Genomic DNA, 8451 nt, shown 5'->3' with positions numbered 1-8451 from the left:
GCGAGGCCCCAACGGGGCCGTGGCAATCTCGCAGGACCCGACCGAATCGTGGGAAAGCCATCGGCGAAATCGTAACTGCCTTCCCGAGATTGCCACGTCGCTTCGCTCCTCGCAATGACAAACTTGGGGGCCTCACGCCATAAAATACATACCTCAAGTATTGTCAGCCTGCAAGGCGCTCAATGAGCGCCGCTACAGACGCAATTGGTGCATACCGTTTCAGCGATGGCCCATACGAACTCGCACTGACAACACTGGCGGCCCTGTGCTCTCCGCTTTCCTTTCTCCACTCTCAACTCTACTTCAGGAGGTCCGGTTATGGAAAAGCCCGTTACCCTCGACGCCCCGCTCACGTCCCTGCCCGGCATCGGCCCGCAGCGCGCTGCGCTGTTCGCCCGGCTGAACGTCCGCACTGTCGGCGAGCTGCTGCGGCTGTATCCGCGCACCTATGAGGACCGGACGCGCCTTGTTTCCGTCGCCTCGCTCGAGGCCGGCACGCCCGCCTGCTTTGAAGCGGCCGTTGTTACCACGCCGCGCACGAACCGCATCCCCAAGCCCGGCAGCCGCATGCTCGAGGTCACGAAATTCACCGTGGCCGACGACACGGGCCGCCTGAACCTGACGTTTTTCAACGCCGCGCACTCCGCCGGAGCGCTGCGCGTCGGCGAGCGCTACTGCTTTTACGGCGTGCTGACCGGCGATTTTGCCGCCTACGGCATGACGAACCCGCTGTTCGAGCCGTGCGACGGCCCGGCCCGCGTCACGCGGCGCATTCTGCCCGTCTATCCGCTGACAGCCGGGCTGACGAACTCCATGGTGCTGCGCGCGCAGGCGCAGGCCGTCTCCCGCTGCGCCGGGCTCCTGCCCGAGACGCTGCCGCCGGAGCTGCTGCGCCGCTACGGTCTGTGCGGCGCGGCGGAGGCCTGCCGCGAGATCCACTGCCCCACGTCGGCCGCCGCGCTGGGCCGGGCGCAGCGCAGGCTCGTTTTTGAGGAATTCTTTCTCTTTTCCGCCGCGCTTGCCATCGTGCGCAGCCGCCGCACGGCTCACTCCTGCCCGGCATGGCAGACGGAGCTTACGCCGTTCTTTGCCGCCCTCCCCTTCCGCCTGACGGGCGCACAGCAGCGTGCCGTGGACGACATCTGCGCCGACGTGCGCACAGGCCGCCCCATGAGCCGCCTTGTGCAGGGCGATGTTGGCAGCGGCAAGACGATGGTCGCCGCCGCGGCTGCCTGTCTCGCTGCAAAAAACGGCGTGCAGACCGCGCTGCTGGCCCCGACGGAGATCCTGGCCCGGCAGCATTTTGACCGCCTCGCCCCGCTGTTTGAGGGTCTCGGCATCCGCACGGTGCTCCTGACGGGGCAGATGGGCGCTGCGCAGAAGCGCAGCGCGCGCGAGGCGGCGGAGCTCGGCCTCGCGGACGTCGTCATCGGCACACACGCCCTGCTCACGGAGCAGACCCGCTTTGCCCGCCTCGGCATGGTCATCGCAGATGAGCAGCACCGCTTCGGCGTGGCCCAGCGCGCCGCCCTGTGCGCCAAGGGCACGCAGCCGCACCTGCTGCTGCTGTCCGCTACGCCCATCCCGCGCACGCTGGCTCTGATCGTCTACGGCGATCTCGACGTTTCCGTCGTCGACGAGCTGCCGCCCGGCCGCGAGCCGGTCGAGACGTTCCTGGTCGACGAGCGCTACCGCGCGCGGCTGAATGCCTTCGTGCGCAAGCAGGCAGCCGAGGGCCACCAGAGCTTCATCGTCTGCCCGGCCGTCGAGGACGACGGCGGAGACGGCGGCGAGACGCTCAAGGCCGCGGAGCAGTGGGCGCAGACGCTGCAGGACTATGTGTTCCCGAATCTGCGCGTCGCCCTGCTGCACGGCAAAATGAAGGGCGCGGAAAAAGAAGCCGTCATGGCCTCGTTCGCCGCGGGAGAGGCCGATATCCTCGTCGCCACGACCGTCATCGAGGTCGGTGTCGACGTGCCGAATGCCACGCTCATGGTCATTGAGAATGCCGACCGTTTCGGTCTGTCACAGCTGCACCAGCTGCGTGGGCGCGTCGGGCGCGGCAGCGCGAAGGCCTGGTGCGTGCTCGTTTCGGACAATAAAAACACCGAGACCCGCCAGCGCCTGCGCACGCTCTGCGGCACGAACGACGGCTTCCGCATCGCAGAGGCCGACCTGCAGCAGCGCGGCCCCGGCGACTTTTTCGGCAGCCGCCAGCACGGCCTGCCGGTGTTCCGCGTCGGCGACCTTGCCACGGACCTCGCCGTGCTGCGGCAGGCGCAGGAGGCCGCGGCGCAGCTCATCTCGCAGGACCGCCCGCTGCCCTCACCGCTCGCGCAGGCGATCGAGAGCCTGCTTGCCGGGAACGCCGACACGCTGAACTGAGCATTTTCCGCCCCAAAGCACCGAATTTCGCACAGTTTCCCCCATTTTCGCCCCGGTTATTTTGTAGGGGATACAGAATCTCGAAAATAAAGATTGTACGAAACGGGAAAATGTAGTACAATAGCATGAATCAATCAAAGCACAGATATCTCTTGTGATTGGAGGATGCATATTATGACAAAGAAACCTGTTGTCCTGGTCATCATGGACGGCGTCGGCAAGGGCGACGGCGGCCCCGGCGACGCAGTAAAGCTTGCAAATACCCCGAATCTCGACCGTCTCTTCGCCACCTGCCCGCACAACTGGCTCAAGGCACACGGCACGGCCGTCGGCCTGCCCACCGATGACGACATGGGCAACTCCGAGGTCGGTCACAATGCCCTCGGCTGCGGCCAGATCTACTCGCAGGGCGCCAAGCTCGTCGGCGAGTCCATCGAGACGGGCGCGCTGTTCCAGTCCGAGACGTGGAAGGGCCTCGTCGCGAACTGCAACGAGAACGGCAAGGCCTTCCATTTCCTCGGCCTGCTGTCCGACGGCAACGTCCATTCGAACATCCATCATCTCTTCGCCCTGCTGCGCCATGCGCATGCCGAGGGTGTCAAGCGCGCCTACTGCCACATCCTGCTCGACGGCCGCGACGTGCCTGCCACGTCCGCGCTTGAGTATGTCGCGCAGCTCGAGGACCTGCTCCGCGAGCTGAACACCGAGGGCTGCGACTATGCCATCGCCTCCGGCGGCGGCAGAATGCAGATCACCATGGACCGCTACGAGGCCAACTGGCCGATGGTCGAGGCCGGCTGGCGCACCCATGTGCAGGGTCTTGCCCGCCGCTTCCCGTCCGCGAAGGAGGCCATCGAAACCTACCGCGCCGAGACGAACTGCATCGATCAGGACCTGCCCGCCTTTGTTGTGGAGCGCAATGGCCAGCCCGTAGCGACCATCGCCAACGGCGACAGCGTCGTGCTGTATAACTTCCGCGGCGACCGCGCGCAGGAGATCTCCCTCGCGTTCGACTGCAAGGATTTCGACAAGTTCGACCGCGGCGATTACACCGGCGTTGACTTCGCCGGTATGCTGGAGTACGACGGTGACCTGAAGATCCCGACGCATTACCTCGTCCAGCCGCCCGTCATCAAAAACACGCTCACTGAGCTGCTGTGCGCCCACAACCTGCGTGAATACGCCGTGTCCGAGACGCAGAAGTACGGCCATGTCACCTACTTCTGGAACGGCAACCGCTCCGGCAAGGTCAGCGAGGAGCTTGAGACCTATGAGGAGATCCCCTCCGACGTCATCCCCTTCGATCAGGCTCCGGCCATGAAGTCGAAGGAGATCACCGACTGCATGGTCAAGGCCATGGAGTCCGGCAAATATGATTTCCTTCGCTGCAACTTCCCGAACGGCGACATGGTCGGCCACACCGGCAACATTGAGGCCGTCGTGAAGGCCATGGAGTACGTCGACGAGGGCGTCGGCCGCATCATCGAGGCAGGCAAGCGTCTGGGTTACGTCGTGCTCGTCACGGCAGACCACGGCAACGCCGACCAGATGCTCGAAACGAAGAAGGGCAAGACGTCCATCCGCACGGCCCACAGCCTGAACCCCGTCCCCTTCATCGTCTATGATCCGGGCGTGGAGCATACGCTCAAGGAGGGCAAGTTCGGTCTGGCCAACGTCGCCCCGACCGTCGCCACGCTGCTCGGCCTGACGCCGCCCGCCTGCTGGGAAGAGAGCATGCTGTGATCCCCGCGGCGGGCAGCCCCGCCGCATCCCATTTTTTTCAATCAATAAGGAGGTTTTCCGCATGATCCGCAGGCAAAACGAGCTCGGCGAGATCGCCGTCAGCAACAACGTTTATACCTATATTGCCGGAAGCGCCGCAACGAACTGCTTCGGCGTCAAGGGCATGGCCATCCGCAGCATGAAGGACGGCCTCGTCCATCTGCTCCGCCGCGAGTCGCTCGCCAAGGGCGTGCTCGTGCGCACGAAGGAAGACGGCACCATTTCGGTCGATCTGCACATCATCGTCGATCAGGGCGTGAACATCCCCGCGCTGGGCAGCTCGATCCTGAACGAGGTCCGCTATGTCGTCTCCCAGCAGACCGAAACCGAGATCCGCGAGGTCAACATCCTGGTGGACTCCATGATGACCGATTAACGGCAATACGGAGGTGTAACTTACAGTGAGGCAAACCATTGACGGAGCGGCCTTTCAGAAAATGATCCTCAGCGCCGCTGCCTCCATCGAGATCCACAAACAGCAGATCAACGAGCTGAACGTCTTCCCCGTCCCCGACGGCGACACCGGCACGAACATGAGCATGACGCTGAACGCAGCGGCAGCCGATCTGCGCAAGGCGGGCAGCGTCACGCTGACAAAGGCCGCCGATATCACGGCTTCGGCCATGCTGCGCGGCGCGCGCGGCAACTCCGGCGTCATCCTCTCGCTGCTGTTCCGCGGCTTCTCCAAGGCCCTGAAGGGCGTAGAGGCCTGCACGGGCGAGCAGCTGGCGATGGCCCTGCGCGGCGGCGTCGAAGCGGCCTACAAGGCCGTGATGAAGCCCACGGAGGGCACGATCCTGACCGTGGCCCGCGTCTCCGCCGACACGGCCATGGAAACGGCCGACAGCGGCGCGGACTGCGAGGCCGTTCTCGAGGCGACGGTCCGCTCCGCCGCGGAGGCGCTGGCGCAGACCGTGAACCAGAATCCCGTCCTGCAGAAGGCGGGCGTCGTGGACGCAGGCGGCAAGGGCTGGCTGTATGTGCTCGAGGCCATGCTTTCCGTCCACCGCGGCGTGGAAATTGAAGCGCCCGAGGCCGATAGCCAGCCGCAGGAGGTCCGCGAGCAGGCCGATTTCACGGAGTTCGACACCGGCGAGATCACCTTTGCCTTCGACACGGTGTATATCATGCGCAAGGCGCACGAGGACATCGACCTTTCCCCGCTGCGCGCCTATCTTGACACCATCGGCGACAGCATCGTCATCGGCGAGGACGACGAATCCTTCAAGGTCCACGTCCACACGAACATCCCCGGCGAAGCCCTGACAGAGTCGCAGAAATACGGCACGCTCGAGCTTGCCAAGATCGAGAACATGCAGATGCAGCATGACGATCTTGCCGCAGGCCGCGCCGCCCGCAGCACGGACGATCTCGAGAAGATCGAGCAGGAGCTCGAGGCCAAAGAGACCGTCGCCGCGCCGGAAAAGCACTTCGGCATGGTCGCCGTGTGCGCAGGCAAGGGGCTTGCAGGCGTGTTCCGGGAACTGGGCGCCGACCAGATCATCGAGGGCGGTCAGACCATGAACCCCTCGACGCAGGATATTCTCGAGAAGATCAACGCCACACCCGCCGAGGTCGTGTTCGTCTTCCCGAACAACAAGAACATCATCATGGCGGCCGAGCAGACGGTGGATCTGACGGAGAAAAAAGTCGTCGTCGTTCCCTCGAAGACCGTGCCGCAGGGCGTCTCCGCCATGCTGGTCTTTGATCCGGACGCCTCGGAGGAGGACAATCTCTCCGCCATGACGGACGCCATGGCCGGTGTGACCACGATGCAGATCACCTACGCCGCGCGTGACTCCGATATCGACGGGCATAACATCCACGCAGGCGAGTACCTCGCCCTGTGGGGCAGCTCTCTGTTCGGCAGCAGCGCCGACCTGAAGGGCCTGCTCCGCAGCATGGCCGAAAAGATCCATGAGGAGGGTCACGAGTTCGTCACGGTCTATGCGGGCGCCGATCTGCCCGCCGGTCAGGCCGAGGAGACGGCTGCCCTGTTCCGTGAGGTCTGCCCGGAGTGTGAGGTCACGCTCATCGACGGCGGCCAGCCCGTTTATTACTATCTGATCTCCGCCGAATAATTCCGTTTTGAAGAGCTCTGCCGCGGGCATCCCCTGCGGCAGAGCTTTTTATTTCATCTCATGTCATATTCCGTTCATCCGTCTCTGCGGAGCGGACAATACTCCATGCATGAATTTCATCTTACATTATTTCCATTCATTCCCGGCCGTTTTTTGGCAATTTGCTGATTTTTCCGGCCCCTATGGACATTTCCCCCCGCATGGAGTATAGTATTCTCAGATGCACCGGTATTCCGGTGTAAAAACGAAAAGGAGAGTATTTCCATGAAGAAAGCACTTTCTCGCATCGTGTCTCTGCTGCTTGTGCTGTGCCTTGTCACGGCGCTGGTGCCGGCCGTTTTCGCGGCTGATGAGAATGAGGTTCAGATCCTCTTCCTCGACACCTCCGACGTCCATGGTCAGCAGTTTGCAACGGACTACACGCAGGATGCAAGCCTGTCCGGCACCCATTATCAGGGCATGACCCGCGTCGCCACCTATGTCAAGGAGCAGCGTGCGGAATACAAGAACGTATTCCTCAGCGACTCCGGCGACACCATCCAGGGCACGCCGCTGACGTACTACTACGCCTTCATGAAGAAGGACGTGGACGATCCCGCCATGAAGGTCATGCGTATGATGGACTATGATATGTGGGTCGTCGGCAACCACGAGTTCAACTACGGCATGGATATTCTCCAGCGCCAGCTGAACTATCTCACCTCTGAGTCCACCGAGACCGAGTCCAAGGTCGGTGTTTCCATGGCGAACTACCTCGACGCCAACACGAACAACGACAAGACCCGCGACTGGAAGACCTGGAACGGCTACGCTCCCTATGTCATCAAGGAATATGACGGCGTCAAGGTCGCTGTCATGGGCATCGGCAACCCCAACATCGCGAACTGGGATGTCCCCGAGAACTGGAAGGGCATCTACTTCGCAGGCGTTGTGGAGACCTACAAGCACTACGAAGCCGAGATGAAGGCCAAGGCCGACCTCATTGTCCTCGTCAGCCACAGCGGCATCGACGGCGACCCCGAGAAGTCCGACTTCATCCGTGAGCTTGTCTCCACCACGAACTCCATCGACCTTGTGTTCTCCGGCCACGAGCATCGCAACGGCGTGACGAAGATTGCCAACACCGACGGCAAGGAGATCCCCGTCATCTCCCCGGGCACGAAGGCTGGTGTTGTCGGCCGCGCGCTGTTCACCTACAACAAAGCCACGAAGACCTACACGGTCGAAGCCGCCAATGCTCCCATGACCGTCCGCGAGGGCCGCACCACGAAGCCGCTCTATGAGCCGGACGCCGATCTGACCGCCGCTCTGCAGCCCTATGAGGATGCAACGTGGAACGAGTACATGCTCAAGCCCATCGGCACCGCAAGCGACAACTTCACCGCCTCTGGCCTCGGCACTGCGCCGTCCGCCTTCGTCGACCTCGTGAACAAGGTCCAGATCTGGGGCGCTTATGACCGCACCGGCAAGAACACCCCCGACGACAAGACCGACGATAAGCCCGCTCAGCTGTCCATCACCGCTCCGCTGACCTCCGGCAATGCCGAGAACCTCATCCCGAAGGGTGACATCAAGCTCGGCGACATGTTCCGCCTGTACCGCTATGAGAACTGGTTCTACCAGATCACCATGAGCGGCAAGGAAGTCCGCACCTGGCTCGAGTACTCCGCCTCCAAGGTTAGGGCCAACGAGGACGGCACCTTCAGTATCCAGGGCGGCCTGACGTACTACGACGTTATCTCCGGCGAGGGCTTCTCCTATGAGATCAACGCTGCGGCTCCCTCCGGCCACCGCATCGAGAACATGACCTACAACGGCAAGGCCGTGCAGGACACCGATACCTTCACCGTCGTCATCAACAACTACCGCTTCAACGGCGGCGGCAACTTCATCCAGTACATCAACGAGCACGGCTGCAACTTCGTCCCGAACGACGAGAGCCGCGTCATCTACTCCACCCAGTACGACATGATTCAGGGCGAGGACAAGGGCCAGGCCCGCAACCTGCTGGCTGACTACATCACGGAGCAGGGCACCATCGATCCCGTTATCACCTCCGAGTGGAAGATCACAAACGTTCCCTTTGAGAACAAGTTCACGGACGTCACCGAGGAAGACTGGTTCCATGATGTCGTTCTGGAGCTGGCCGCTTCCGGCATCGTCAACGGCATGACCGAGACGACGTTTGAGCCGCAGGGCACGC

At 62.8% G+C, this 8451-nt stretch carries 5 protein-coding genes; all 5 read left to right on the top strand.

Annotated elements, in window-relative coordinates:
- Positions 1-318: 318 nt before the first annotated feature.
- Positions 319-2385 (top strand): ATP-dependent DNA helicase RecG, encoded by a 2067-nt coding sequence (gene recG / locus WMO66_RS00670; RefSeq protein ID WP_349134480.1) that lies wholly within the window; start codon positions 319-321, stop codon positions 2383-2385.
- 174 nt (positions 2386-2559) lie between these two features.
- Entirely contained in the window at positions 2560-4128 is a 1569-nt protein-coding gene (gene gpmI / locus WMO66_RS00665) for a 2,3-bisphosphoglycerate-independent phosphoglycerate mutase (RefSeq protein WP_349134479.1), read from the top strand.
- 61 nt (positions 4129-4189) lie between these two features.
- Positions 4190-4543 carry an Asp23/Gls24 family envelope stress response protein gene (locus WMO66_RS00660; RefSeq protein ID WP_349134478.1) on the top strand — a complete coding sequence of 118 codons (354 nt, stop codon included), beginning with the start codon at positions 4190-4192 and terminating at the stop codon, positions 4541-4543.
- A gap of 25 nt (positions 4544-4568) precedes the next feature.
- Complete coding sequence (locus tag WMO66_RS00655; protein ID WP_349134477.1) at positions 4569-6248, top strand: DAK2 domain-containing protein; 1680 nt, start codon at positions 4569-4571, stop codon at positions 6246-6248.
- Between the two features lie 264 nt (positions 6249-6512).
- A partial coding sequence (locus WMO66_RS00650; RefSeq protein WP_349134476.1) for a 5'-nucleotidase C-terminal domain-containing protein occupies positions 6513-8451 on the top strand: 1939 nt, incomplete at its 3' end.

This window comes from Faecousia intestinalis, assembly GCF_040096185.1.
Lineage (GTDB): Bacteria > Bacillota > Clostridia > Oscillospirales > Oscillospiraceae > JAZOXB01.
The sequence above is the reverse complement of the archived record's forward strand: the minus strand, read 5'-3'. Positions and strand labels throughout refer to the sequence as shown.

Coding starts and splice junctions, on each gene's coding strand:
- recG (WP_349134480.1), top strand. CDS start 319: ATGGAAAAGCCCGTTACCCTCGACGCCCCGCTCACGTCCCTGCCCGGC.
- gpmI (WP_349134479.1), top strand. CDS start 2,560: ATGACAAAGAAACCTGTTGTCCTGGTCATCATGGACGGCGTCGGCAAG.
- WMO66_RS00660 (WP_349134478.1), top strand. CDS start 4,190: ATGATCCGCAGGCAAAACGAGCTCGGCGAGATCGCCGTCAGCAACAAC.